This window comes from Leptospira licerasiae serovar Varillal str. VAR 010 (assembly GCF_000244755.1).
In the GTDB taxonomy this organism is placed as follows: domain Bacteria; phylum Spirochaetota; class Leptospiria; order Leptospirales; family Leptospiraceae; genus Leptospira_B; species Leptospira_B licerasiae.
In genome coordinates this window covers 351,517-376,145 of record NZ_AHOO02000005.1, presented here as the reverse complement: position 1 = coordinate 376,145, position 24,629 = coordinate 351,517, and the positions used below count along the sequence as shown (strand labels likewise).

Sequence of the window (24,629 nt, the reverse complement as noted above, 5' to 3'; positions counted from 1 at the left end):
CCGATTTGGAGAACTGGTTCGCAAGGAATTTTCCTAATTTGGAAGTTCAAAACGGATTTGGAAGCTGGCCCCCCGGTCTTTAACGCTGGAAAAATCCAATTTTCCTTTCAATTGTTTGGTTAGAACTTGAACTAAAGTGAGTCCGAATGTGTGAGTTGCGATTGGGTTTAACTCGTTGGGCAAACCGATCCCGTTGTCTGAAACTTCTAAAATTACTACCTTCTCCTTTTTTTGCAGTCTGACTTGGATCTTTGGTCTTTCTTCGGAAGGAGAATAATGATTCGGGAATGCGTATTTGAAAGAATTCGTGAGTAGTTCGTTCAATGCGAGTCCGAGTGGAATTGCAATGCTGATCTCTAAATTAATAGGATTTGATATCACATCCACTCTTGTTTCCGCTCCGATCTTATAAGCGGATCTGATCTTCTCTGCAAGTCTTTTGGAATAAACTGAAAATTCTACATTTCCCAAATCGTTGGATTGGTATAGCTCATCATGGATTAACGCCATGGTCTGGATCCGATTTTGGCTTTCAGTAAATGCCTCATGGATCTTAGGATCGCTTTCGTATTCCGACTGAAGATTGAATAAGCTGGAAATTACTTGAAGATTATTTTTTACTCTGTGATGGATCTCTTTTAGCATTACTTCCTTTTCTTTTAAGGAAGATTTTAACTGCCTCTCCGCTTGTTTTTTATCGGTGATCTCTGTGACAGTTATGATCGTAGAAGAGAATGTTTCTTCGAATTCAGGTGCCAAGGACCAACGAATGGATGCCTCGAATCGTTTTCCATTGCAGGTGGATAATGTAACTTCGGTATGAAGTATTCTTGCTCCGAAATGTATTCGGGTCAGAAGCTTTTTAAAATACTGTTCGTTTCCTTTTCGAAAAAAGTTCCTGGCGAGAAATAGAACTTCTTCCTTTGAGCTTGCTTCGAATAATCTGACCGATTCTTTGTTTGCGTCTATCACGCTTACGGTTTCATAACACTCGGAAACGAATTTAGGATTAGTTCTTAGGAATTTGGAGAATTCCTTTCTGGACATCTTAGGCAATTCGCCCAACATTCTTCTTACTTCAGAGTAATCACATTCTAAAATTGCGATAGGAACATTCTCGAATAAACCCTTGTATATTGCTTCGCTTGCTCCTAAGAAACGGTAAGAACGATCTAGCTCCTGCGTCCTTTCCGTAACCAGATCTTCCAATCTTTTATGGGAAAGATATATCTCGGCTTGTGCATCCATTCTTTCCTTCACTACGGATAAAGCTAGAAGAGAAGCGATTGAGATCGCAGAAAGAAAACTTTGCAAAAGAAGAAGGGAAACTTCCTTGGAAGCTGGGAAATTATATGAGTGACCTTGTGCGGTCCCTAAAATTGCAATAATGGAAACGATTATAAGCACTAGTGAGGATTCTTTTCCTCCAAATCTGAGAGAGACTAGTGAAATGACTGCGATCAGTAGATAGGAAAGCGGGAAATATGCAGGTATTTCGTTGATGCTAAAGAAGTAAAAGATACCTCCTCCTAGTAAAATTAAGAAGGAAACTAGCCCCAAACTTTCTTTCCAAGAATGTACCTGGAATCTCGCAACTCCCGGTCCTAACCAACTTAAGAAAAACGGAAAATATACGAATACTCCTAAAGAATCCCCTATCCACCAAATGATCCAAGTAGAAAAAAATGCCTTTAAGTCCAAGATCCCTAAGAATAGAAGTCCGGAACATGCGATTGTTGCTGCAATGATACAAACTAATGTTTCTATCCAAAGAAATCTGAGAACGAAGGTAGTGTTCTTGGTAAGATCTAATTCAGGGATAAACTTTTTGTATAAATAAGCGCCCGTAAAAGATTGCAAAGTGCTTCCGCAGGCGATAAGCATTGCAGCCCCGAAATAAATACTTAGATCTTGTCCCGGAAGATCTGCGTGTCGGAGTTGGCAGTTGTATAAAAAGGAACCTGTAAAGATCCCGAAGTACGAAATCCTTCCGAATAATAAAGGAGTGACAAGTCCCCATCCGGATGCCGGCCAAATGGGAGATGCGTAATCCGAAAAAGTCCCAAAGGACTCTCCGAATTTTCCCAACAGAAAATAAACAAAGGCCACTAAAAGGAATTTCGCAGGGGTTCGGAAAAATTTGAGAGATCTAGATAACATTAATCTTAGGATCTTATTCATTTCGCTTTTAGGATTCGGAAGCAACTGAGAATAAGGTCCTGAGACCTTTTCCAATGATTTCCGATCTTTTTCAAAACTCCAGGAAACCCTTTATTTATTTAGGAGAAGGTTTCTCTGCAGAGGGATGTCTAGTTCTAACGGAGCCGAATGAGATTCTTACTACTAATCGACGAAGCGAAGCAAAAAAATTCCTCTCAGAAATTCAAAACAAGGTCTCACAAGGATTTCACGCCGCAGGTTGGATCTCCTACGAAGCCGGAGATTTATTTTTAAACCCTGACAATATGGAAGAAGTTTCGGAAGATCCTCTCTTTTGGTTCGGGATTTTTTCCGGGCGAAAAATCTTGGGCCCGGCTGAAATTTCGGATTGGGAATCTAAATTTAAGGATAAAGGTTATTCTGCGAAAATCAAATCAGGGATAGATTTTAAAGAATACGAAGAAAATTTTTATAAGATCCGGAACTTTCTCTACGAAGGAGACATCTACCAGGTCAATTTTACATTTCCTTTGGAAATTGAACTAGAAGGTTCACTCGCAAGATTGTTCTTTGATCTCAGAAAAAAACAACCGGTCCCATACGAAGCTTGGATCCATACCGGAGATTCCATCCCGATGCAGAGAGATATTCTTTCCTTCTCTCCGGAACTATTTTGGGAAAGGAAATCGGATCTGATCAGGACGGTTCCGATGAAAGGAACTAGACCCAGAGGAAATGATCCTGCGGAAGATCAAAAATTGAAGTTAGAACTTTCCGTTTCGGAAAAAGATAGGGCCGAAAATTTGATGATCACTGATCTTCTCCGCAACGATTTGGGAAGAATTTCTTTGCCCGGCTCAGTAGGAGTTTCAAAACTTTTCTCCATCGAAGAATATCCAACTGTATTTCAAATGACTAGCGAGGTGAATTCCGAACTTTCTTCTGGGACAAAATGGACGGATATTTTAGAGGCTTTATTCCCCGGGGGTTCTATCACCGGGGCCCCTAAAAAAAGATCCTCGGAGATCATCCATAGTTTGGAAAAAAAGAGAGGAGTTTATACCGGCGGAATATTTTATCTTTCTCCCCAGAAAGAAATTTCTTCCATCGCGATCCGGACTCTTGAGTTTTTACAAGATCCGTCCGGGCAAAAAAAAGGAAGGATGGGAGTAGGTTCCGGAATTACGATCGGTTCAGATCCGAATGCGGAATGGGAAGAATGTTGGTCCAAAGCAAAATTTTTGAGCGATACAAAAGAGAATTTTCACCTATTTACAACAATGATCTGTAAGAGGAGAAAAATCTATTTTTTAAAAGATCATAAAGAAAGAATGAGAATGTCCTCAAAAGAGTTAGGGTTTGTTTGGAAAGAAGAAGAATGGGAATCCGTAATTCGTGAAGCAGAAGGAAAAATTACATCTGACAAAAAATATAGAGTGAAAATTATTCTTTTGCGTAGCGGAGAATTCCGATCTGAAGTTTCCGAATTTCATTCAGGTCCCAAAGAGGGAAAGATTCTCTTGAGTGGAACTTCTATCGATAGAAAAAATCGGTTCTTTTATCATAAGACAAATATTCGGGAAATTTTTTCGGAAGGATATGAATTGGCAATTTCCAAAGGTTATCTGGATCAGATTTATACGAATACGGACGGTTATCTGACGGAGGGCTCCATTTATTCTATCTTTCTGTTTCTAAATAAAGAATGGATTACACCTTCTTTGGAAGAGGGACTATTGCCCGGTGTCGCTCGAAAACAATGGGTCCGAAGATTAAAAGTTAAGGAAACGAAAATTTCAAAACAAGATCTGAGTCTTGCTTCTAAGATCATTTTGGTAAATTCTCTTCGAGGTGTCAGAAGAGTTTCCGGAGTGGATTTCGAATGAGAAGTTTTTTAGGACTCACTCTTCCGGATCCTATAAAATCGGATCTGGAAAAAATCTGTTTTGGATTGGAAGAGATCCGCTGGGTCTCTCCCGAAAATTTTCATACTACTTTGGTCTTCCTGGGGGAATTAAAACCGGAAGAGATAGAAAAGGTTTCCGAGATCTGCAGCCATGTTTCTGAAAAAAGTTTCTCATTGGAGATCAAAGGTGTTGGCTTCTTCGGTAATAAATTTCCTGAAATTCTATATGCAAATGTGCTAGTTTCGGAAGAACTAAAAAGGCTCCAAAAAGTTTTAGAATCCACTCTCAGAAGAGAAGGTTTCTCCATTGATAAAAGGGAGTATCGGCCCCATATAACCATAGGAAGATTCAAAAGAACTCCTGAAAAACGTTTGGATGTTTATTTGAATGAATTCTCCGAATTCCAAACGGACATAGTTCCTGTGTCGGAATTCCATCTATTTTCTAGTCGCAGCGGAGCGAACGGTCAGATATACTCGGTCGAAGAATCATATCCTCTTATCTTGGAATAAATGGAAAACCCCAGACAAAATCAGTATTCTCCAATCCGGGATTTTTCCGATTTTTTTGCAGATCCTAGACATTCTGTAGAAGAGGTTGTAGGTATCGGCGGAGATTTAAAAGCGGATCGCCTTTTATATGCGTATACTCGCGGGATTTTTCCCTGGGCTGATAGGCCTTTACTTTGGTTTTCTTTGGACCCGAGGGCTATATTTGACCTAAATGTTCTTCATATTAGTTCCAGGGTCCATCGACGCATCCGTCAAAAAAAGTTCACGGTCACTTTTAATCGTGCATTCGAACAAGTTATGCGTTGCTGCGCCTTCCGAACGGAAGAGCAAACTTGGATAACAGAGAATTTTCTCCAAGGTTTTACCAACTTTCATAAGGAAGGTTATGCCCATAGCATTGAGGTCTGGGACGAAGAAGGAAGGTTAGGCGGAGGAGTATATGGTGTGGCAATCGGTAAATTTTTTGCCGGAGAGTCTATGTTCTCCTTTTTACCTGATTTCGGGAAGATCGGGCTCTACTTTCTATTTGAAGCGTTGAAGAAGGATGGCTTCACATTATTCGATACCCAACAGATGAATCCGGTCACTTTGAACCTGGGAGCGTATGAGATCCCAAAAGATAAATTTCTGGACCGGCTGTCACTTGCTGTAGCAGTCCCGAACAAATGGGTCCCACCTGTGGATGAAATCTGATTTTTATGTAAAATGGATTTGATTTGCCTCGCATAATAATAAAATTACGACACAAACCAAAGTTTCTATAGGAAGATCATAATGAACCTATTCAAAAAAATTCTTGTTACCCTTCTCGTGTCTGCAATCGCTCTTTTCGGTTTCACCGGAGTAAGCGCACAAGAGACTACCGGCGATGCTCCTGCAAAGACTGAAGATGCTGGTGCTTCTAAAGCTGAGAAAAAAGAAAAGAAAGCTAAGAAGAAAAAAGCTAAGAAAAAACACCACAAGAAGCATAAGAAAGATTCCAAAAAAGGAAAAGAAGAAGGAACTAAGTCCGACTCTACTCCTGCTCCTGCAGAAGAAGGCGCTGGCGAAGAACAACAGTAATATTTTTCCTTTCTTACTCCGTTCGAGGTCCTTTCGAGCGGAGTTTTCTCTTCCACACTCTTCTCTTCTTTAATTTTGCACTGCACCTACGCGCTGAGTTCTTCTAAAATTTAGTTGACGGGTCGTCTTCTCACATTAACGTAAACGCGCTTTATTGCTATAAGCGTAATATACCCTTTCTTCAAAGGAAATAACTCCAATGTACAAGAATTTAGCAGACATGTACCTTAAGGCCGCTGAGTCTTACGGGGACAGACCGGCGTTTTGGTCGAAAGATGAAAATAAAGAATATCAATCGACCAGCTTTAAACAATTAGTAGATTTAGGTCTCTCATTGTCTGAGGCTTTAATAGATTTAGGTGTGAAGGCCCGCGAACATATCGGAGTGTTAGCGGATAACCGTTTGGAATGGATCATCGTGGATGCGGGAGTTCTACTCTCCGGTTGTGCAAACGTTCCTAGAGGAACCGACGTAACCGATTCCGAGATGGAATATATCTTAACTCACTCCGAAGCTTCCGTAGTATTCTTGGAAAACGATAAGATGTACGAGAAGTTCATTAAGAACAAAGCCAAACTGAAAGGCGTGGAAACCGTCATCATTATGGATAAGGACAGCAAAACAAAAGCGAAAGGCGTTTTGCATCTTTATGATCTGATCGCAACGGGAAAGGAGTTGAGAGCTAAGGGTGGACACAAGACTGAAAAAAGGATCGAAGGTATTAAACCCGATGATCTATTCACTCTAATTTACACCTCCGGAACAACAGGAATGCCAAAAGGTGTTATGCTCATGCACTCCAACATGGTCCACCAAATGGAATATGTTGTTCCTTTGATCTTGAAAAAATCTCTTCTTCGTGACGACGATAGTATGTTGTCAATTCTACCTGTATGGCATATCTTCGAAAGAGTAGTGGAATATTCTGCGATCTCTCTCGGGATTTCCACTTTCTATACCAAGGTTGCGGATCTAAGAAACGACCTGGCAAAAGCTAGGCCTTCTTTCATGGCTTCCGCTCCAAGGGTGTGGGAAAGTATCTATACTGGGATCTACAACAAAATCAACGATCCGAAGCAGACTCCTCCAGTTCGTAAGTTTCTATTCAATACTGCGTATTTGTTCTCTAAGAATTACAATGCAGGGATCCGTTTTTTAACCGGAAAAGAAGTGGATTACGAAAACCGCAGCATCTTCAAATCTCTGGCTCTTGGGATTAAAGCAATCGGACAGGTGGTACTGTTTGGGCCGTTTACGGTTTCTTTGATCAGTGCAGTGGGATATTCTTATATCAAGATGTATAAACCTGAGTTGGCATTTTTAGCTCCGGTCCTACTTACTATCGCGATTTTAGGGCTTATCTTTAACTTCAAGACTTTGGACACGATCGTTCTTTCCAAGATCCGCCAAGCAACCGGTGGACGTTTGAGAGGCACATTATCCGGTGGTGGGGCTTTGCAACGCCACGTTGATAACTTCTTCAACGATATCGGACTTCTGGTATTAGAAGGTTACGGAATGACTGAAAGTGCTCCTGTGATCTCGGTCCGTCATTATGATCATCCGATTATCGGTTCCGTAGGTTATATCGTTCCTAAAACGGAACTTCAGTTGAGAGACGATCACGGAAACGTTCTGACCCATATCAACGATCAAAGACAACTTCTTGCGGGCAAGCTAGGAGTAAAAGGGATCGTTCATATCAAAGGGCCTCAGGTAATGAAAGGATATTACAAAAATCCTGAAGTCACTAAGAAGACCATTGTAGACGGATGGTTGAACACCGGAGATATCGGTTTCATCAACTTCAAGCATACTCTAACTCTTACAGGAAGAGCGAAAGAAACCGTCGTATTGTTGGGTGGAGAGAACGTTGAACCGGTTCCGATAGAAAACCGCATGGACGAATCTCCTTATATCAAACAATCTATGGTATTCGGTCAGGATCAGAAAGTCCTGGGAGCGATTATCGTTCCGGATCTAGAAGTTCTACAACCTTGGTTAGCGCAGAACGGTATCCAAGCTAAGGACATTAAGGATCTGATCGATAATCCTAAAGTGATCGAATTCTTTAAGAAAGAGATCAGAGAATACAATAGTACTAAACACGGATTCAAGTCTTTTGAATTGATCCAACACGTAGTAATCGCTCAAAAACCTTTTGAAATAGGTGATGAATTGACTAACCTACTCAAAATGAAAAGGCACGTGATCACTGAAAAATACCAAAAAAGAATCGATAAAGTCTATAAATAAGACCTTAGATTCTAATCGGTGTTTTAAAAAATCCCTCGGTTTAAGCCGGGGGATTTTTTTTAATCTAGTTTGTAAATTCTAGGAAATATCTCTTTGCCTAAAGATAAAATAGCGGGATCATGCATGGTCAAAATTTTGGTTCCGTTTGAAGATAGAACGGACACATAATCCAAAAATTCTTTATTGTTAGAAAGGGAGAATGTGCTCTCCGAAGGAAGTCCGTGGCCTTGCTCGCAATATTCTATCCAATAACATTCATCTCCCGTGATCAGGAATTTTTTACTCTGGGATATTAACCATTCTACCGCCATTGAGCCTTGTGTATGTCCTCTAGTTAATAAGATCCGAAAATTCTTAAAAACTTCTATGCTCGAAGTTAGGAATTGGATCTTTCCCGACCTTTCTTTGGCGGATAACTTTTGGCTTATTGATCGATTTGTCTTTTTAAGCGAATTCCAGTCTTCTTGAGTAACATAAATTTTTGCGTTTGGAAAAAGTCCGATCCCTCCGGAATGATCCGAATGAAAATGAGTGAGAATGATCTCTCCGATCATTCCCGGTTGGATCCCTACGGATCTTAAAATTTTATCAGGGGAGATCCAATTGTAAATTGTGAATTCGGTAGTCGAATTGGTAGAAGTTCCGGTATCGATCAAAATATAACGTTTATCTGATTTTATTAGGTAAAATAAAAATGTGATCTCGGATTCTCCATCCTGTTTATCCGAATTTGTGAGTCGATTTTGATAGAAAGATGTTCCAACTAGGATCGCATACAATCCATCCTGTAATTCGGTAGAAGACAAGGAGCCTTGAATTTTGGGACTCGGATTTTTGATTTTTGGGGAAGAATAAGTTCCACAACAGAGTAATAAAACCGAGGCCAGTAGAATGAAAATTTTCAAAATAGAAGCTCCAACTGATCTACTTTTTCTTGATTTCTTGACTAGCTCAACGGATTTTTAGTCTAACAATTAAATCTACGGGGACGAATTAGGTTTCGACTGTTGTAGTTTAGATGTGGTGGCATGTAGGGGTGAGGGACCTCTTAAAAACCTTCAAAACCATAAACGCTAACAACGAATTAGCACTAGCAGCTTAATCTCTGCTTCGGATGAATAGCTTACTCTCCCGGTGGCTTTTCTTCTGACTCAAACGGGAGACTTTTTAAATCGGTTTTCGGTTCACGATTTAAAGAGTATTTGGATCGAATAGGAAGGACACGCCTGCTTGTGGGCTAAGGCCTTTCGAGATTTAAAACATAAGACAAACATGTAGAGGCCCCATTGAGGCACAATAGGACCCGGGTTCGAACCCCGGCGTCTCCAATGTAATCTTTTAACTAAAATAAAAACCCGAGGGGTTCAAAGCGAGGCCGTAAAAGCGACGATATCGCCGCTTTGCTTTGATGTCATCCCTTCAAAGATTTATTGCGCACTATCCAAAAAGGCGCTCAACCTTTTCTCGTACTCATTCGGATTTATATTCCAAACTCCGCCATGTTCTCCTTTTTCTGGAAACCAAATCATTTTTGGACCTTTGTAAATTTCCGCCAAGTCTTGGCTTTGCCGGAAAGGGACAACCTGGTCTTCTTTGCTATGGATGAAAAAGATTGGCACTGAGCTAACCTTCTTTAAAGAACTCGCCGGGCTTGGAATAGTTTCAAACTTCCCTCTAAATTGAGCGAGTTTGATCAGAAGATGAGAAAACAAAGCCGGAATGTCTTTCTCTGTACCGGGAAATTCTAAGATCAATCTTTCAAAATTATACATTGGATTTTCAACGATAACCGCTGAAAGTTTTTGCATCTCGGGCACTGAGATCAGAATAGAAGAAGCTCCCACGGAACTTCCCAGCGCATAGATCCGATCATATTCTTTTGCAAGATAGCGATACATGGACAATACATCTTTAGACTCCCTATAACCGTAACTTAGACCTGGGACCTCACAACTAGCCTCCCCATGACAACCGAAATCGAAACTGAAAACATCTAACCCTCTTTTCAAAAAGAAGCGGATATGTTTTGTCATTTCTCTTTTATCGCTTCCACCTCCGTGCACTAAAAAGATCGCACCTTTTGATTTACCTTTTCCATTTTGGAGAGAGCTGATTTTCCAAGTAGGAAGATCGAATCCGTTTGAGGAAGGTATCTTGAGTTCTTCGAATTTGAACTCATTAGAGTTTCTTAAATTTCCACAAGAAGGTCCCCAATGGTTTTCGGTTTCCGGATTACATGCGGAGAAGTCGCGGTTATCTCTCCAAACAGGAAATAGTAACTGGTTGCTTGCGGACCAGATCCCAAAGCTTATAAAGACCGGGATCGCCAGGAGGACGGCCAAAAGGGACCATAATAGGATACGTTTCATAAAACCTCTTTTGCTATTTTTAAATCAAATGAAGTTTTGGAAATTGGACAGTTTGCTAGGATTTTTACTTAGGAAATACCTTTTTTCCAAATTCGATCCCTAAGCGGACGTTTTCGGTGAGTAGGTTTGCGTTTGTAGTCATTCTTCCGGCAGGAAGCGTTTTTTCAGGAGCAATAATTTCAAACCGGATTCCTTTAGGTGGATCGTTTAGTATTTCCATTGCTCGGTTATAACGACGATATCGTTGTTCTATAAAAGCTTTTCCCATTTCAGGAAATTTAGGAAATGCCAAACTTCCCAATAAAGGACTCGAGGGAGTTAATCTAAAATCTAACGGCTTTGTAAGAATGACGGTAATATCTTTATAACCCGCAGATAACACTGCTTCGACCGGAATAGGATCTAAGACTCCACCGTCCGTATATTTCGAGTTTTCCAATAGGCCATATCCTTTGGTTGCAATCGGTAGAGAGGTTGCGGCTCTTAATAGTGGAAAAAGATTTTGATAAGTAGCTCTTATATACTCGGGTTGTAATGTTCTGAAATTGCTGACCACAATATAGAACGGCACTGTCTTTTTTTGTTTAAGGACTTCAGCTTTTATTGGTACTTTTTCTTGGAAAATATGATCAATTAGATAATCTTGATCTAATATCCTTTTTCCTCTAAAAAGATTCCAAAAGGAAATGAGATGACTTCCTGCTAATTCTTTTCTCCAAATATCCAGCGCTCTTTCAATATCTTCCGAAGAAGGGTTCGGTTCCGTAACATAATATGCAGAAGAACAAGAACCTGAAGAAACTGCAACAATCAGGTCAAATTTGTTAGGCGGATGCTTAGGGGCCATTGAAGAAAGAACTCCGCCTGCGAATGAACCTCTCATTCCTCCGCCTTCTATGATCAGAGCTTTTCCATTTTTCTTTTTGGTGAATTTCGGGAGAGATGACATGGGCAATCGGCTACTTAGAATTTTTAAGAGCTTTTCTATACCAGAGCCAGAGAATTACTACAAGACTGATCAGCGCTCCTAAAAATTCTCTTCCGAGTTCTATATAAGGTTTTTCGTCGCTCATCTTTGCAGTGATCAGGTTTTCGTTCCCAGTTCTCAACCAATCAAAGAACCCATCAATCGTAGCTGCGATCTCAATGCCTGCCATACCGATGATCGCATATAATAAAGGAAGTTTGTCCTTATCGAGTGCTGCAAGTATACACGCTAAAGAAGAAGTAAAATACAATAACATCCAGTGCAGCGGGTCAGGATCATTGTACTGGACTGCGCCCGCAAAAATGAAATAGGCGGCTAAAAGAAAAGAAACTATTTTAAAGATCATATTTTTGCCTTTTGCTTCGGGTATTATCTTGGATCGCTCAGATTCCGGCAAATCGGTTTTTATTTCGTATCTTCCATAGAAGGTAAGCCGTTAAACACCAATTTATAAGCCTGGGTCTCTTCATTGATCCAGCTCTGGATGAATTTCACTCTTTTTACTTTCCAATTTTTTTCAGTCATCAATTGGCGCAGTTCCTTATCCCTGAACACTACTTCGGAGAATACAATTTCTCCTCCGTCAGCGATAGCTTGCAACTTAGCCGCAAAATTCACCGTATTCCCGAAATAATCTATATTGCTATTCAGGTTCACCGCTAAACAAGGGCCTGTATGTAAGCTGATACGAATCCGGATCGGAGTTTCGGTATTCTCTTCGGAGAAAAATTCTTGGAGTCGGACGGAAGCTTCTACCGCCGCACTGGGAGAAGGGAAGGCCGCCATCACTGCATCTCCTATCGTTTTGACAACTGCACCTTGGAATTCTCTCACTACTTTATAAACTTCGACGAAATGATATCTAACTTCGGAGAATGCGCCTGAGTCCCCTTTGTTGTAATAGAATTTTGTAGAGCCGACGATATCCGTGAATAGGATAGTCTGCATTCCGATATCTAATTGTAGATCGGTAGAAAGAGCTTCTTGGGAGAATAGATCTCGAAAGTCCTGGAAATTGAATAAGTCCGTAGGTCGGAGACAATCTTGATCTTCCTTTCTCTCTTCGATCACGAAACCTTTTACGGAGGAAGAACGATTTTCCAAGATAAGTTTAGGATGGTTAGCAATTTCGATTTGCTCCGGGGTCTCGTCCGTTTTCCAAATCAAGGTTTCATTTGGAACTTCTTCTTTAATCTCTAATAGGGAGTAATTTTTTTCTCCGTTTACTCTTAGGCGATAAACTCCCGGAGAAAGCAGAAGTTTAGAATTATATGTTTTTCCGGGCTCTAAATATTTCTGGAACCTTATATGGTTTTTGGTTGCGGGTTCCGCAGCACAAAACATTCTCTTTTGCACTTCTCGGATAGAAGGATGCACATGAAAAGTGATCTCGATAGAATTTAACTGATTCGCTTCGAATTGTATCTCGCAAACTTCGCAGGTATCTCTCGTAGGAAGATCCCCTAAATGTTGCGCTTCTGTTCTGACTCCTCTGCAATGTGGGCATACCACATCCCAGCTCATAGTAAATAATCCTAGTCTGCACCCGTGTAAAAATACGAGTAGAAGTTCTTTTTCGGGGACTTTCCAAGCTTTGGATAATGATTTGATCCTGATCCGGTAAAGATCCGATTCGTCCGCGTCTAAAATATAATTTAGAACCTTATCAACCAATTCTCTAGGTTGACCTTCTCGGATATAACCGACTCGTATCTGTTGCATTCTTGCCGGAAATACAGGATTCTTTTCCGATTTGGATTCTTTGATTATACTTAAAGCGCTTGGCCCTAACCAACTATAAGATCTAGTTTTAATTACGTCTTCTACTACGCCTTTTAATCCTTTGGCGTATGCTTTTTCAAGTTGGACCATTCCGAACTTTAGAAGAGTTTTTCCAAACCAGCCTTTAGGTATCCAGCCGAAGTATACGAATAGTCTTGTAGAACCTTCTCCTAATGGATAAACAAGATATCTAACTCTAACGTAGTGAGCGAATCCTTTGGAATAGATGCGTGCATTATTAAGTTGTTTGCAGTATTCCCACTCCCAGGGAACTTCTTCCCATTCCAGAGGGATCCCTGCATTTTTAGACTTTCCGAAAAGCCGTCCGTTGATCTCCTGAAATTTCATTTCAGGAATATCTATCCTTTTATTAAAAGAAGAAGTATCTATGAGCCAAGGCCATACTTCTTCCGGAGAAACTTCCAAATCGAATTTCCAAAGCTTTTCAATCGGATCTCCTAGAGAGGTCCATTTTTCCTCCCATGGAAATTTTTCCAAGTAGGTCTGAAGGTCCAAGGTGTTCGGATCCAACATATCGGTATCATCGATGGAATCGATCGTATTCATCGGTCTCTCCAGAGAGGTTGTTCGGGGAATAGAAAAAAATTCCTTCCTCTCTTAGATTATCTTTTCGGCAGTTTTGCAAAAAGAAAAGTGGAATAACCTTATGGGTGAAGATTTCATTTTTTCCAAATTCGGAGCCAAATTCCGTAACCAAACAGGGATCGGCCAATTGATGGAGGACCTAGGCAATCTTTCTCCCGGGGTTTCCATGTTGGGAGGTGGGAGCCCTGCCTTGATCCCTGAGGTGGAAGAAGTATGGAGAAAGATCCTTAGCCGATTCTCCGAGTCAGGGGCTTGGAATTCTATTTTAGGCAAGTATGAAACTCCCACAGGCAAAGAGGAAACTTTAGAAATACTTGCTTCCCTATTAAGCTCCGAAACCGGAACTTCGATCTCCAAGAACCAGATCGCGATCACTAACGGTTCCCAAAATGCGTTTTATCTTTTATTGAACTTTTATTCCGGAAGATTCGAAGACGGCAGTTTCAAAAAAATATTCTTACCCGTTATGCCTGAATACATAGGTTACTTGGATCAACCGATAGAACCTGATTCATTTTCGTATTCTTTAGGCAAAGAAGTTGCTACCTCAGAAGACGGATTTCGTTACGAATTGGACCCTTCTTCTTTTGATAATTTAAAAGAAGATCTTGGATGTGTGGTCTTGTCCCGACCCACAAATCCGACTGGAAGAGTCGCAAAAAAAGATGAATTGGAACGAATCCTTAAGTTTGCGAAAAGTAAAAGGATCCCGTTCCTATTGGATAACGCATATGGATTTCCCTTTCCGGGGATCGTTTTTTCGGATGAGAAACTATTTCATTCCGAGGGAATGATCCAAAGTTTCAGTTTTTCTAAAATAGGTCTGCCGGGTGTCAGGACAGGTTTCGTCTTAGGAGATCCTGAAATTATAAAAGCATTAAATAAAGCGAATGCAGTTCTGAACTTAGCGGGAGGAAATCTTGGCCAATACATAGCTTTGGAATTCGTAAGATCCGGAGAATGGCTTAGGCTTTCTAGAGACATAGTAAAACCGTATTACCTCAAAAAAAGGGAACTCGCAATTTCTTCTATCCGAAAAGAATGGAAGGGCAAATTGAATTATAAGATCCACGAAAGTGAAGGAGCCTTCTTTCTTTGGATCCAATTTGCAGGACTTCGCAAAAAAATTTCCGAACTTTATCCCTTATTGAAAGAAAAAGGGGTCATTATCGTACCGGGCAAATATTTCTATCCGGTTACTAAAAGCGGAGATAATTACGGTGAGGATTCTATTCGTATGAGTTTTGCCAGAGAAGATTCGGAAATCCAAGAAGGAATCCGAAAAATAGGCGAAATTCTAAGTACTTATATGGATTGATTCGATCTAATTTCAGCTGATCTAGAGTAGAATAAAATTGTTTCATTCTCTCTTTCTTTTGGAGATCCTGGTCGGAAGGAAACGATAGAAAATTTCCCAACTCGGATTGTTGTTCAGATACGGTGCAAAACATGGAAACCTTGGAGCAGGAAATATCCTTCGAGGAGCTAGCTTCCAATCAAAACAAGGCCCCCGATCTGGAGGCCCTGGCACCTGATTATATCTTCTTAAACGACGGGGCTGTAGGACTTTCCGCCACTGCTCGTTGTATCTTGGATGAACTTCGCGACTGGCATAAAAAGACCGAAAAACACGGCTCTAAAAGTGTTCATCCATCTTATCTTCTTACCCTGGATAAACTAGGGGAACTTCTGAATAAATATAGGAACTTAAGCGAACAAGCAAAGTCTCCTCCTTCCGTTGATATGGCTCTTCGCCAATTGATGGATCTAGAAAAAAAGGGAAGAAACAAATCCGCTTTGATCTATCCGTTTTTGGTTCGAAATGGAAATAAAGTTTTGGCTCGGATCTCGATCGCTTCCCCCCAAAAGGAAGCTAAGACTGACGTTACTCCTTACAGAAAGGCATGTTTTTCTTTTTCGGAAGAAACAATCGATCTTATCTTAAACAACAGAGCAAAGAAGCCGAGAGCTTTGGAAGAAGATCGTCCGGGAGCGATGCTTCTTCATAAAAATAAAAGCGGACAGATCTGGTTATATCCTAAACTTGCATCTTTACAATCCGAGATGGCGAGTCTTCTTAGGAGAGGTTTCCAACCTTATAGTTATATTCCGATGAATGATTTCCTCGCTGACTTTGCAAACTATGCAAAGAATAAAGGCGCGGTAGTAGAGATCCTTCCGGATTATCATCTGATCTTGGATGATTTGCAACTGAACCCTGATGGAACCTATGTAAACCAACCGGAAGTGATCGCACATTACAGAGCGCAAAGTGACGCTCTCGAAGTATTCGCTCTTACTTATCTCAAACAACTTTCCGAGAGAGCAGGATACAATTTATTCCGTGCTCGTATCCAAGATTTTGAAACTTTACACGGAAACCCCGAGCCTGGCAAAAAACAAAATAGCGAGAAAGTGGAAGCGCTCATCCAGCTTGTAGAAGATTTTCCTTTCGATAAGGAAAAAGACGATCTAGGAAAAAGAGTAGGGGAGACTTGCCAACAATCCATTCGAGTGATTCGAAAGTTGATCCAAGAAAAAGCGCTCTTGGGCGAGAGAAAAATAGAAGGCGCATTCAAAAGTTTGAAGAATCGTCTGAATATCCAAGTCAAGGACCATTCTCAAAATAATCTTACCCTATATAGATTTGTACCTGAAAAACGTTTAGATGCAGTGGGCATCGCCGATCCTGAACTTGTATCCAAATATACGAACGAGATCATTGCAGATCTCAAAACTAAATTCGGTTTAAAAGAAACCAAAAGAGAAGACGGAACTACCGAAGTTTATGTAGTCGATCCCGGATATATGGCTGCGGTTTTACATAAGCTAACTGCCGATGCAAAAGTTAGTCCCGCTGCAGAAAAAGAACTTACCATAGCAAAAGAAATCCATGCTTCTTTACTCAGTTCTAAAAATCCTGGGCTCAATTCCATGCTCAAAGCGGATTACGTTATAAAACTGCAACAAGATGCTGCCTTAATGGAAAGAGAGGTAGAGGATCGTCAAAAAAGTGAAGCCCTTGCTAAAAAGGTAAATCTTTCTATGGGACTTTTGGGCTTTGTAGGAACAATGCTCTTCTTCTTAATTGCGAGCGTTCACTTTAATGCAGCAGGTGTGATCCTAGTGGGACTTCCTGTAGCGCTTGTGATCGGCGGTTTACTTGCGGTCTTTTTTAGGGATAGAGAAAAATCGGATATTGGTCCCGGTGGAGTTCCTAAATCTTCAGGTGGCGGTGGATTTGCAGCTAGCTATTCCGGAATTTCTACAGTTAGCGATTATTATCCGAGCGGAGACGATGACGACGCAGACGAACATTTTGGAAAGGCAGAAAGCCCTAAAGAAAAGAAAGTCAGTTTGATTGCAAAAGGTGCGGAACGATTCGTGTTTCCGAACAGATTTACTAAGATACAGGACAAGATCCACGATTCAAAATCTCTTCGTAAAAAGATCTGGGACAATATAGATAATATACGGCAATCAGTGGCGCATCTTAGGACCGAATCCGACGATGATAAAGTAGCATCAACGGTCGAATACGCACTTCTGCAAAATTCCGCTACGATTGCAATACCGGATGAAATTGTTCCGGTTGGAATGCCAAGTACGATCATACTAAGTCATTCCGACTTAAAGGCCCCTTTGATCCGAGATCAAATTTCGGAGTTTTTAAGAAACGAGGCCCAAAAGAAAAAATACGATAAAAAACTCGTTAAATATTATACTTTCTTAATTAATACGATCGAAGTAGAATATTACAAATACCTTCCTAGCCGTAAAAAGAAATAGGGACTTATTATGCCCGAACTTCCGGATCTGGTAGTCATTCAAGAACGTCTTTTAAAAGAGCTTCCAGGAGAGATCATCCAAGAGATAGAAATCTTAGACCCTCTTGTAGTTCGTCACCTTAGCGGAGGTAAATCGGAGACTTCGTTTATTGGTTCTACATTTGAAAGTTTGGAAAGGGTTGGACCTTTTCTAAATTTTAAATTCGGTCCCAGAAATATAGTCATCCATCCGATGCTTGCGGGCCGCTTCTCTTTGGATCCAAAATACAAAAAGAAGGATCTCGCAGTTCGGATCAAATTCCAAAACAAGATCCTGAACTATGCAGACGATGTTCATATGGGAAAGGTCTATTTTACGGAACCTGAATATTTCTCTCAAATCCCGAAGTTCTCCGACCAAGGAGTGGACCTTCTTTCGGAAAAATTTACCCAAGAAGAATTCTTAAAAAGAATGGAGAAGAATCGCCAGCAAACTCGGGTTTTTCTAATGGATCAGACAAAGCTCAGCGCTATCGGAAATGCGTATGCGGATGAAATTCTTTTCGATTCCAAGATCCATCCTAAAACTCCCTGTAACAAACTTTCGGAAGAAGAGAAGATCCAACTCTATCAGAGCATCAAATCCGTCTTAAATGATTCCATAGATTATATTCGTAAGAAACAGGCTCCTTTGGATTTTAAGGTCCGAGACCATGTAAAGGTTCGAAATCGCAAGAATGAACCGTGTCCCCGCTGTGGAACCACGATCCGCCGGGCCAATGTTTTGGGTCATGATTCCTTCTTCTGCCCGAATTGCCAAAGGGTGCCGGGAGAACAGTTTATAGATTGGAATAAAACTCTCTGAACCAAAAATAAATCATGCTTGACAGTACAAGCGAATTTTTCAAACTGTCCTTAGATTCTCGGTGATTATAGAGAGAGGGTCACACCCGTTCCCATCCCGAACACGGAAGTTAAGCCTCTCATCGCTGATGGTACTGCATGGTTCGCTGTGTGGGAGAGTAGGACGTTGCCGGGTTGCCATTATTTATTCCATTATAGTTAATAGTAAAGATCCGTAAAAAGAAACGGATTGACCCTTGGTTCTCCGGCAAAAATGGTAACCGGTAAGACCGATACAGGGTCTTATAAAACGCAATCTTAGTAGAGATACAGGGAACCATATGAGAAGAACATACCAACCCAGCCGGATTAAACGTGCCCGTACCCACGGATTCCGCGCCAGAATGGCGACCACCGGCGGAAGAAAAGTCCTTTCCCGCAGAAGAGCTAAAGGCCGTTACAAGTTAACCGTTTCTGACGAAAGAACTGGTAAAAAATTCTAACGAACCCATATAGAAGAGACACTTACATCTAAGAAGGATATCCGGGAGCTTTTCGCTTCCGGAAAACGGGTAACCAATCCTCCTCTCACGGTGATTTATCGGGGAAACGGCCTGGAACAAAACAGGTTTTTATACTGCCCTGAACGTTCGGTCGGAAAGGCCGTTCGCAGAAACCGGATACGGAGGAGATTAAGAGCCGCCGTGGCTGAAACGGTCGGCTTTTTTCCAAAGGGTTTCGATATCGCGATACTTGCGAAACCGAGCCTATTCGAAAAAGATCACACCGAACTTCTGGCTTGTTTGGGTCAATTAGCTCGTAGATTAAAATGAACCGACTAGCCGTCTTTCTGATCCGATTATATAAGCGTTGGATCTCACCTATTCTTCCGCCTTCCTGCAGATTTCATCCTAGCTGTTCTGAATATGCAATGCAGGCTTTCCAAGAATATGATTTCTTGTCGGCGACTTATCTAAGCACTAAACGAATTTTAAAATGTAATCCACTATTCGCCGCTGGCGAAGACCCTTTACCACCCAACCCTAGAAGGAATTAGGAATGGAAGATAGACAAAACAGACTTTTTCTCGCGTTAATTTTATCCATGGGAGTTTGGTTCTTAGTAACCTATTACTTCAACCCAGAATCAGGAAAACCGAAACAACAACAGAAGACCGAACAAACTCCTGTTTCGGAAAATAAGGAAAACGTAAAACACGAAACTAAGGTCGAGCCTAAGCCGATCGTTACGGCCACGAATCCTAAGGACGTAAAAACTTTTACCTTCAAAACGGAAGCACATATAGTCGTTCTTTCCAGTTTGGGTGGAAGGATCGAAAAATTCTATATTAGAAACTATAAGGATATAGAAGGAAACGAGATCAATATCACCAGAGCCGATTTCCAAGAGATCGAAGTGGAAGGAGAGAAGATCAAGGCAATCGAACTATCCAGAGGAAAAGGTTTCGACTTCAATTTTTCTCATAGAAAAGAAGATGTAGCGACTTCCGAATGGAACCATCTAAACTTTAAAGCGGAAGAAAATAAAGAAGAGCAAAGTATAACTTTCACTGCTACAGAGAAAGGTGTTCTTCTTAAAAAAGTATTTAGATTTTTCCCTCATGAAAATTATTTCAAAATCGAGATTTCCATTACTAACCTAGGAAAAGAAAAACTTTATTTTGGAAATCGTGAAAAGCCTGCCTACTTAAGGACTTTCGGAAGTTTAGGTCCTATTCCTTTAAACAGAGAGGCAAATCCACAGGAGCTTTCCAAATTTTTCCGTGTATATAGAATGGACGGAAGCGAGAAAGACTTTGCTGACGGTGGAGACGCTTGGGGATTCTGGGAAGGAATTCGTAACTTCATCTTCGGACATCCGAACGGAAACGAATTTTATAAAGAAGTCTGGAGTAGCGGAGAAGGTGTGGATTATATCGGTTCCGGTAGCCGTTACTTCTTAGCCGCAACGGACACTTTAAATTTTCCTGCAGAAGGAATTCTTCTAGACAACAGAAAGAAAAACGAAACGGGAACTATCTTAGCATATTCTAATATTTCTTTAGATCCCGGAAAAGAAGAAACTCTGGAATTCGCAAACTACGTAGGGATCAGAGAATGGGATGGGATGTTGTTCAGAGATCCTAAACTGGATCCATTCAAAAATCCTAAGTCCACTTTCGCAGGTATAAGCGCAGACCTGAACAAATCTTTCAATCAAGGTGTGTTCACTCCTATCCGAAACGGAATCGTTTGGTTCTTGCAACAATCTTATAAATACACGATCCCAAGTTACGGTTTCGGTATTCTACTCTTTGCATTAGTATTCAAATTAGTCTTCTATCCTCTGAACCAGAAACAGGCAGAGGCAATGAAGAAGATGAGCGCACTTTCTCCCGAACTGAAAAAGTTAAACGAGAAGTATGCTAACGATCCGGCAAAAAAACAAGAGAAGATGCTGGAATTATATAAAAAGCATAATATGAATCCGCTTTCTCAGTTGGGCGGATGTCTTCCTATGCTGATCCAACTTCCTATCTTCTTCGCATTGTATGTTGCATTCGCGGATACGATCGATCTTTGGAAGTCTCCTTTCCTTTGGATCTCAGACTTAAGCGAGCCTGATTTTATCTGGACTTCTCCGGCGATCCCTTATCTTTCCGCGACCGGACTTTCTATTAACTTATTGGTATTATTGATGGTCGGAACTCAGTTCCTTTCTATGAAGCTGACTTCAGTGCAAACTGATCCGAATCAAAAAATGATGATGTATTTAATGCCTGTTATGATGGTGTTCTTCCTCTGGAGCATGCCGTCCGGACTGACATTGTATTGGACTGTGACTAACATCCTTTCCATTGCTCAACAGTGGGTAACCAATATTCGTAAGAAAGACGAAACCCCAGTAAAAGTGTGAATTCATATATCGAGGATACGATATGGAAAACTATATTTTCGAAGCCGAAGGAAAAACAAAAGCCGAGGCTGAAGAGATTGCGTTAGAAACCTTAAGATTAGAACCCGGAGACATTCGTTTCGAAACTGTCGAGTCCGGTAAGTCTGGATTTTTAGGCTTAACACAAAAAAAACCGGCAGTGGTTCGAGCGTTTGTTTCGAACTTCGATATTCCGGCTGAAAAGATCATCCACGGAGTGGTGCTTACACTTCTTCGCAAGATGGGAGTGGAAGCGGAAGTTGTCGGAATGGGAGACGTGGACGGAAAGATCTATATTGAACTTACTAGTCGCGAATCCGGGCTGATTATCGGAAAGAGAGGGGCTACTTTGGATGCTCTTCAATTTTTGGTAAACCTAATGGTGGATTCTAAGATCCGTCACGGTCGTAAGATCGTACTGGATACCGAATCTTACAGAGATAAAAGAGAACTGTCCTTGATCAGATTGAGCAAGTCAGTGGCTTCTTCTGTTGCGAAATCAGGTAAGTCCAAATTACTTGAGCCAATGAATCCTTTCGAAAGAAGGATCGTTCACATGGCGCTACAAGAGAACGAAAAAGTTTTCACCAGATCGGAAGGAAATGGGACTTATAAAAAGGTCCGTATTATTCCGATGAAAGACAGACACAAGTACAAAGACGTCGTCGATAAAAGTCCTAACGGGGACTTACTCGAGGAAGTAAACGACTACTGATCGGTCGTGGCTGATACGATAGCAGCTATCTCCACAGCTTCCGGGGCCGGTGCCATAGGCATTCTTAGGTTATCCGGACCGGAAGCGCTTCCTATCGCCTATAGGCATTTATCTTTTTTTGAGGGAGCCTTTCCTCTTTCTTCCATCAAACCGCGTAACGCATATACCTGTCGTTTTGTAGATGGGGAGAAAAAATTAGACCAAGTAGTTTTTATCTATTTCGCAGGACCGAATTCTTTCACAGGAGAAGATCTATGCGAAATACATACCCACGGAAATCCGATCTTACTTAGAGAAGCTTTAGAATGTTTGTTTCGTTCCGGAGCAAGACCTGCCAAACAAGGTGAGTTCACTAAAAGAGCTTTCTTAAATGGTAAAATAGATCTGAACGAAGCGGAAGCTATCGGAAGGATTATAGGCGCTCGTTCTAGATTTGAATTAGAGCTGGCGCAGAAGAATGCATTCGGTGAAATTTCCAGACTCGCTTCGAATCTAAGAAGCCAGCTCATCTCTCTCAAAGCGGAATGCGAAGCGGAGATTGATTTTTCGACGGAAGATCTTACTTTCGAGTCCTTGGAAGAGAGAAAAAAAAGAATTCGTTCTATTTCAGATATTTGTTCCAACCTTCTGAAAAGATCCAGTGAAACTGAAACTCTTTTGGAAAGAAGCAGAGTTGTTTTGTATGGAGAACCGAATACAGGCAAGTCCAGTTTGATGAACTTGATTTTGGGAAGGGACCGTTCTATCATCTCCGAAATTCCCGGAACGACTCGAGATTATATTAGTGAGGACTTTTTGCTTTCAGGGGTTCCTATCCGACTCATAGACACCGCAGGAGTTAGAGAGACCGGCGATAAGATCGAGAAGATGGGGATAGAGAGAAGTGAGAAAGAATTCTCGCAAGCAGACGTAAGACTTTTCGTGATAGATGTCTCTCAAAAGAACGATTGGGACAAGTTTGCGGAAGAGAATCGATCCAAGCTGGAAGGCGCGATAGTTGCTGCAAATAAATCGGATATAAGAGATCCAAGCTGGGATCCTCAATATATCTTAAAGAAAAAATATCCAGGAACAGTCTTGGTTGAAGTTTCCTGTAAGTCCAGATATGGGCTTGATACTTTAGTCTCTGAAATTTCCACCAAGCTGCAAGGTTTAGAAAGTTCAGAAGATTATGTCCTTTTGGAAGAAAGGAATAGATTTCATTTTTCTTCTATCACTCGAAGCCTGGAAAACTGTCTGACTTTAATGGAAGAAAGCGCTCCGGCTGAGATTTACATCAAAGAAATAGATTCCGCATTGGAACAGATCGGGGAAGTAAATGGAAGAGTGGACACTGAAGAAATTTTAGGAAGAATTTTTAGTAAATTCTGCGTTGGGAAATAAGCTCTTTCAGAAATAGAATAGAACCTAGGCCCGATCGTCGAAAAATTGGTTTTATCGTTATGAGAGAAAAATCCCTCGAATATCATTCCCTTCATCCAAAGGGTAAAATACAAGTTGTTCCGACAAAGCCGACTAAAGATTCATTCGACTTATCCTTAGCATACTCGCCAGGAGTTGCTTATCCTTGTCTGGAAATCAAAGAGAATCCGGATCTGGTGTACGAATACACTAACAAAGGGAATCTGGTAGGAATTATCACTAACGGAACCGCAATCCTCGGTCTGGGAGATATCGGACCTTCCGCTGGAAAGCCGGTGATGGAAGGTAAAGCGGTACTTTTCAAAAAATTCGCTGGGATAGACGTTTTTGACATAGAAGTAGACGCCAAAAATCCGGACGATTTCATAAAAGCAGTCAAAATGCTCGAGCCAACTTTCGGCGGGATCAACCTAGAAGATATCAAGGCTCCTGAAAGTTTTTATATAGAAGAAGAACTCATCAAAAGTATGAATATTCCAGTCTTCCATGACGACCAACATGGAACGGCAATCATCACTGTTGCTGGACTATTGAATGCATTCGAGATCAATAAAAAGCGTCCTAGCGACGTAAAGATGGTGGTCTGTGGCGCGGGAGCAGCAGGGATCGCTATCACTGAATTAGTCCAACATATCGGTATCCGAAAAGAACATATTTTCTTAGTGGATACGAAAGGTGTGATCCACACTGAAAGGACCGATCTAAATTCTACCAAACAAAAATACGTTCAGAAAACAAATGCGCGAACGCTTGCAGACGTTATGCAAGATGCGGATATTTTTGTAGGAGTTTCCGTCGCGGATATGGTTACGGAAGAAATGGTAAAATCCATGGCTCCGAATCCGGTCATCTTTGCTCTGGCAAATCCTGATCCTGAAATTCCGTATGCAATCGCTAAAAAGGTCCGTCCTGATATCATTATGGGAACCGGAAGAAGCGATATGCCTAACCAGGTGAATAACGTATTAGGTTTCCCATTTATTTTTAGAGGAGCTTTGGACGTTAGAGCCAAACATATCACTTTAGAAATGAAATTGGCTGCGGCTCGTGCATTGGCTGAACTTGCTAGGATGGAAGTTCCGGATGCAGTCAGCCTCGCTTATGGGGGAGAAAAATTCGTTTTCGGTCCTGACTATCTAATTCCGAAACCTTTCGACCAAAGGGTATTGTATCATGTAGCTCCTGCAGTTGCCGAAGCGGCGGTCCAAAGTGGAACTGCCAGAAGACCTTATCCAGGGCGGGAAAATTACATTTCCTTCTTGGAAGGTTTGATGAGATCTTAATACATCTTTTAGGAATCTTTAG

General features: G+C 41.2%; 21 protein-coding genes, 1 rRNA gene and 1 other RNA gene. 17 read left to right on the top strand and 6 right to left on the bottom strand.

The genetic code is table 11. The annotated features are described in order from the left end of the window. Nucleotides 1-33: 33 nt before the first annotated feature. Nucleotides 34-2,235, bottom strand: a complete 2,202-nt coding sequence (locus LEP1GSC185_RS02240) for a histidine kinase dimerization/phosphoacceptor domain -containing protein (protein WP_008590133.1) — start codon at nt 2,233-2,235, stop codon at nt 34-36. On the opposite strand from LEP1GSC185_RS02240, the gene LEP1GSC185_RS02235 reads away from it, so the two are divergent. The 5 genes from LEP1GSC185_RS02235 (at nt 2,235) to LEP1GSC185_RS02215 (ending at nt 7,898) form a co-directional block, all read left to right on the top strand. After that, nucleotides 2,235-4,046 carry a bifunctional chorismate-binding protein/class IV aminotransferase gene (locus tag LEP1GSC185_RS02235; protein WP_008591281.1) on the top strand — a complete coding sequence of 604 codons (1,812 nt, stop codon included), beginning with the start codon at nt 2,235-2,237 and terminating at the stop codon, nt 4,044-4,046. The two genes, LEP1GSC185_RS02240 and LEP1GSC185_RS02235, sit on opposite strands and share 1 nt — an antisense overlap. After that, a complete protein-coding gene (thpR, locus tag LEP1GSC185_RS02230) occupies nt 4,043-4,579 on the top strand; it encodes an RNA 2',3'-cyclic phosphodiesterase (RefSeq protein WP_008589481.1) in 537 nt (178 codons plus the stop codon). Before LEP1GSC185_RS02235 ends, thpR begins: the two co-directional genes overlap by 4 nt. A 33-nt stretch (nt 4,580-4,612) precedes the next feature. Next, the gene (aat, locus tag LEP1GSC185_RS02225; RefSeq protein WP_024863967.1) at nt 4,613-5,272 is read left to right on the top strand and encodes a leucyl/phenylalanyl-tRNA--protein transferase; all 660 of its coding nucleotides are present in this window, start codon (nt 4,613-4,615) and stop codon (nt 5,270-5,272) included. Nucleotides 5,273-5,353: 81 nt separating this feature from the next. Next, nucleotides 5,354-5,641 carry a hypothetical protein gene (locus LEP1GSC185_RS02220; RefSeq protein WP_008591336.1) on the top strand — a complete coding sequence of 96 codons (288 nt, stop codon included), beginning with the start codon at nt 5,354-5,356 and terminating at the stop codon, nt 5,639-5,641. 199 nt (nt 5,642-5,840) lie between these two features. Then, nucleotides 5,841-7,898 carry an AMP-dependent synthetase/ligase gene (locus LEP1GSC185_RS02215; RefSeq protein WP_008596175.1) on the top strand — a complete coding sequence of 686 codons (2,058 nt, stop codon included), beginning with the start codon at nt 5,841-5,843 and terminating at the stop codon, nt 7,896-7,898. 59 nt (nt 7,899-7,957) lie between these two features. Here LEP1GSC185_RS02215 and LEP1GSC185_RS02210 read toward each other — a convergent pair whose 3' ends face one another. After that, a complete protein-coding gene (locus LEP1GSC185_RS02210; protein WP_232298410.1) occupies nt 7,958-8,704 on the bottom strand; it encodes an MBL fold metallo-hydrolase in 747 nt (248 codons plus the stop codon). Nucleotides 8,705-8,882: 178 nt separating this feature from the next. Here LEP1GSC185_RS02210 and ssrA point away from each other — a divergent pair. Next, nucleotides 8,883-9,229: a transfer-messenger RNA gene (gene ssrA, locus LEP1GSC185_RS19655) on the top strand. A gap of 96 nt (nt 9,230-9,325) precedes the next feature. Here ssrA and LEP1GSC185_RS02205 read toward each other — a convergent pair. From LEP1GSC185_RS02205 to LEP1GSC185_RS02190, 4 genes are all read right to left on the bottom strand, one after another. Then, the gene (locus tag LEP1GSC185_RS02205; RefSeq protein ID WP_008590912.1) at nt 9,326-10,267 is read right to left on the bottom strand and encodes an alpha/beta hydrolase; all 942 of its coding nucleotides are present in this window, start codon (nt 10,265-10,267) and stop codon (nt 9,326-9,328) included. 64 nt (nt 10,268-10,331) lie between these two features. Further along, the gene (locus tag LEP1GSC185_RS02200) at nt 10,332-11,216 is read right to left on the bottom strand and encodes a patatin-like phospholipase family protein (RefSeq protein WP_008589859.1); all 885 of its coding nucleotides are present in this window, start codon (nt 11,214-11,216) and stop codon (nt 10,332-10,334) included. 10 nt (nt 11,217-11,226) lie between these two features. Continuing rightward, entirely contained in the window at nt 11,227-11,601 is a 375-nt protein-coding gene (locus LEP1GSC185_RS02195; protein WP_008590951.1) for a transmembrane 220 family protein, read from the bottom strand. Nucleotides 11,602-11,660: 59 nt separating this feature from the next. Beyond that, nucleotides 11,661-13,604 (bottom strand): adenylate/guanylate cyclase domain-containing protein, encoded by a 1,944-nt coding sequence (locus tag LEP1GSC185_RS02190; RefSeq protein ID WP_008590135.1) that lies wholly within the window; start codon nt 13,602-13,604, stop codon nt 11,661-11,663. Nucleotides 13,605-13,704: 100 nt separating this feature from the next. On the opposite strand from LEP1GSC185_RS02190, the gene LEP1GSC185_RS02185 reads away from it, so the two are divergent. From LEP1GSC185_RS02185 to LEP1GSC185_RS02140, 11 genes are all read left to right on the top strand, one after another. Then, nucleotides 13,705-14,961 (top strand): pyridoxal phosphate-dependent aminotransferase, encoded by a 1,257-nt coding sequence (locus LEP1GSC185_RS02185; protein WP_008591400.1) that lies wholly within the window; start codon nt 13,705-13,707, stop codon nt 14,959-14,961. A 131-nt stretch (nt 14,962-15,092) separates the two neighbouring features. Next, nucleotides 15,093-17,432 (top strand): hypothetical protein, encoded by a 2,340-nt coding sequence (locus tag LEP1GSC185_RS02180; protein ID WP_008590535.1) that lies wholly within the window; start codon nt 15,093-15,095, stop codon nt 17,430-17,432. Between the two features lie 9 nt (nt 17,433-17,441). Then, on the top strand, nt 17,442-18,275 hold the full coding sequence (locus LEP1GSC185_RS02175; RefSeq protein WP_008590650.1) for an Fpg/Nei family DNA glycosylase: 834 nt from the start codon (nt 17,442-17,444) through the stop codon (nt 18,273-18,275). A gap of 57 nt (nt 18,276-18,332) precedes the next feature. Continuing rightward, nucleotides 18,333-18,449: ribosomal RNA gene (gene rrf / locus LEP1GSC185_RS02170) — 5S ribosomal RNA — on the top strand. A gap of 145 nt (nt 18,450-18,594) precedes the next feature. Then, nucleotides 18,595-18,756, top strand: coding sequence for a 50S ribosomal protein L34 (rpmH, locus tag LEP1GSC185_RS02165; protein WP_008589899.1), 162 nt, complete (start codon nt 18,595-18,597; stop codon nt 18,754-18,756). Between the two features lie 9 nt (nt 18,757-18,765). After that, nucleotides 18,766-19,086: a ribonuclease P protein component gene (gene rnpA, locus LEP1GSC185_RS19650; protein WP_081467337.1), complete on the top strand. Its 321-nt coding sequence runs from the start codon at nt 18,766-18,768 to the stop codon at nt 19,084-19,086. After that, on the top strand, nt 19,083-19,310 hold the full coding sequence (gene yidD / locus LEP1GSC185_RS19645; RefSeq protein WP_008590187.1) for a membrane protein insertion efficiency factor YidD: 228 nt from the start codon (nt 19,083-19,085) through the stop codon (nt 19,308-19,310). The genes rnpA and yidD overlap by 4 nt, the downstream gene beginning before the upstream one ends. A 2-nt stretch (nt 19,311-19,312) precedes the next feature. Next, nucleotides 19,313-21,169, top strand: a complete 1,857-nt coding sequence (yidC, locus tag LEP1GSC185_RS02155; protein ID WP_008591333.1) for a membrane protein insertase YidC — start codon at nt 19,313-19,315, stop codon at nt 21,167-21,169. A 22-nt stretch (nt 21,170-21,191) separates the two neighbouring features. Then, entirely contained in the window at nt 21,192-21,902 is a 711-nt protein-coding gene (gene jag, locus LEP1GSC185_RS02150) for an RNA-binding cell elongation regulator Jag/EloR (RefSeq protein WP_008590199.1), read from the top strand. Between the two features lie 6 nt (nt 21,903-21,908). Beyond that, on the top strand, nt 21,909-23,285 hold the full coding sequence (mnmE, locus tag LEP1GSC185_RS02145; protein ID WP_008590980.1) for a tRNA uridine-5-carboxymethylaminomethyl(34) synthesis GTPase MnmE: 1,377 nt from the start codon (nt 21,909-21,911) through the stop codon (nt 23,283-23,285). Nucleotides 23,286-23,344: 59 nt separating this feature from the next. Further along, nucleotides 23,345-24,607: a malic enzyme-like NAD(P)-binding protein gene (locus LEP1GSC185_RS02140; protein WP_008589919.1), complete on the top strand. Its 1,263-nt coding sequence runs from the start codon at nt 23,345-23,347 to the stop codon at nt 24,605-24,607. The last annotated feature ends 22 nt before the right edge of the window (nt 24,608-24,629 follow it).